The organism is Dehalococcoidales bacterium (genome assembly GCA_041656115.1).
In the GTDB taxonomy this organism is placed as follows: domain Bacteria; phylum Chloroflexota; class Dehalococcoidia; order Dehalococcoidales; family UBA5627; genus UBA5627.
The window spans coordinates 1-2,846 of sequence record JBBAED010000029.1 but is presented as its reverse complement, the minus strand read 5'-3'; the positions used below and the strand labels follow the sequence as shown (position 1 = coordinate 2,846).

Sequence of the window (2,846 nt, the reverse complement as noted above, 5' to 3'; positions counted from 1 at the left end):
AAACGGCGGCGGCGTAAAATTGTCGGTGTATCTAACGCCTGCCGTGATTCTTGCCGAAAAAAGTTCACCCTTGAAGTTCCAATTTTTAGTCCAATACGCATAGCCAAATGTAACGTTACTGCAATTAAGAGAAGTTCTGTTTATATTAGCCGAGTATATTTTAACGCCGTTCAAAAATAGTTCACAAAGCCTATTTGAGCCAACTACGGCCCCAAGACATATAGCAAGGTGGTGTTTTGTATTTGGCGCTATATCGTAAGCAACCGTTGCCCAAGATACAGCCGAGCTACCGCTACCCGATGAACCTTCTAAACGAAGCCAGAAAGTTTCACCGGAAGGGCCGACACGAATCCCAAAAACGCGGCCCGCCGAAGATTTCGACTTTACGAATGAAAATAGCGCATTTTCAAGGTGTTGTGAACTAACAAACATTTCGACAGTAACCGCGCCGTTTCCAATGGTTGTTAATTGGGACGCCGAACTTTGTATATATCCGTTTGTGGATACAAAGCTTTCTGCGCCTATGCTTACCGTGCCCGAAGTATTCCAAGAATTACCCTTGTCGTCTATGTAATTGCCGTCTTCAAATCGAAGCAAAGAAAGAACATCGTTCCACATAGGATCGTTTGCCACTTCGGCGACGTGTTCAATTTCGGCGCTTATTTTTTCTTCGGAACCTTGATAAGCCCCAACCCTGTAATAATAAGTTTCTTCGGCAATAACTGTCGAATCTACGTATTCGCGTTCGGAAATATTAACTTCCGCAAGCGGCGTCGGCAAAGCAAGCGGGTTCATTGGCGAATCAGAACGATATATTCTAAAACCATCGCCGCCTGTACTGTCGTATTTCCAACTTAAAGTAGTTTGGCCCATTTTGTTTATTCCGTGTAAATTGCTTGCAAGTCGTAAGGCGTTTTTAGAACGTTTACGCGGTTTGTTTGGAAAAACAAGCTTTGAATTCCAGAACGAACCGAAGCAACTTTAAAAACGATGGCAGCATAACCTGTCGGCGGAACTTCTATCGACAAATCAATTTCCTTTGAAGTAACAGAACCGACGTTTTCGCTATAGAACGTATTTGTCGAATTGTCCGGCATGATAGCTTCGGCTTCGACCAAATAAGAAACGCCGCTTTCTGGCCCAATGTCGGACGTAGCGAAGTCGATAAGGCTTGCCCCTGTTTGCTGTATTCTATCGCGATGCGACCAAGACAACAAAACAGGTTCTTCCAAATCAATTTCGGAAGGAAAATAAGCGCCGTTTACTTTGAAATTTCCGGGCGGATAAGGTCGCGCAGCCCTGCCCACAATAGTCAAAGAGTCTTCCGGCGCTTCTTCCAACAACAATTCGCCGCCGCCTGTTCCAGTCAACAAGCGAACGTCGATTGTGTCGCTTTGCACGTATTCTGTCGGCGAACCTTGGGCGTATGCGTCCCAAAAGTAAATCGGCGTATCTTCGGCATGTTTAGTCGGTACTGTATCCAAACAGCCGCGTTTTACCGTAATTTCGTTTTCGGACAATGCGACGACTTCCATTATTTCCGAATCAATTTGGCACCAAGTACCAAGCGAAACGTTTTCGGTTTCAATCGCATTTTTTATTGAAAACGTGTAAACAATGTTTCCGAAGCTATCGACAATATCGACAGCTTCGTTCAAAAACGCACCGGGGCAAAAATCAAGCGCCCCAATGTCTTCGAAGCCGCCGCCGTCGTTTGTCATAAGACGGGCGTTAATGGCGTTGGACTGCGGGCGCAGCGCAGCCGCCCCGACGTAACCGACTTCGGGGTTTGCCGATAGTTCGCCGTCCGTTGCTGTTTGGCCGTTTTGTTGCACAAGTTCCAAATAAGGAACTTCGAAAACAATTCGATTTGCAACGGCTACGGGCGGTTCGTTGGGGTCTACCCATTCAGGCGGCGGCGGTTCGATAATTACCGAATCGGGCAAGTTGAATACGTCTTGCGTCGCATTTATGCGAACGCGATTGTTTTTACCGTCGCCGTAGGCAATGCCAGTAACGCGCATTACAACGCCGAAAACTTCGTAATCCGGCCAAGTGAACTTAAACACGTCGCCGATATTAAGCGAAGCGCCGTCGGTGTTTGCATATATAGTGCAAGTAATAAGCGGCGTCGAAAGCGTTTTAAGGTCGCGTTCTGCAACTTTTGTTGCTGTTGTTTTATTAGTAAAGCCCGGATATTGAACCGTCGTATTGATTGTAACGCCTTGCATTTGTGCCAAGGCTATATCTTGAAGCGTAACGCTTGCGTCGGTGTTTGTTTCCGAATCCCAATAATTAACCGAAACCGAATTGGTCAATTCACCGAACGCAGGGCGTGAAAAGTCGGTTACTTTGTCAATGTTGGTTTCGTCAAGTTCTAGCAAAGTGTTTTCGTCGTAATCGAAACGAATAAGCTTTAGCTTGAACTTGCCGGTAAATCTGTCAACGTACAAAGCGGCGTCAATATGCTTTACAATTTCTTTAATGAAATCTTCAATTGCTGTTTGCCTATCCCAAAGAATCGAAATGCCCATGTTTTCGAAATAAAGCTTATCGGCGCAGGCCATAAACGAAACGTCGTCAATGTCGCTTTCTGCGTAACCCATGCCCCAATCGGGGTCGGTCAAACATTCGCGGATAATGTGGGCAGGGTTCATATCGGAACCGCCCGGTATGTTTTCAAGTGTTACCGAAACAACGTTTCCGGCTTGTGAACCCGAAGAAGATTCCGAAAAAGCTTTGCCTAAAATTTCATAAGTTCCGCGCGCAGGAACAACGAAATTAACCGGGTATTGTTCGTTTGAACCAATAGGCGTATTGTCACGATTTGACGCACCTATGTATTG

2 protein-coding genes are annotated in these 2,846 nt (G+C 45.9%); both read right to left on the bottom strand.

All coding sequences use genetic code 11. The features are described from left to right. Positions 1–873 (bottom strand): hypothetical protein (locus WC958_06370; GenBank protein MFA5629846.1); only part of this gene is annotated, 873 nt, incomplete at its 3' end. 5 nt (positions 874–878) lie between these two features. Further along, on the bottom strand, positions 879–2,846 hold a 1,968-nt coding region (locus WC958_06365; GenBank protein MFA5629845.1), incomplete at its 5' end, for a phage tail protein.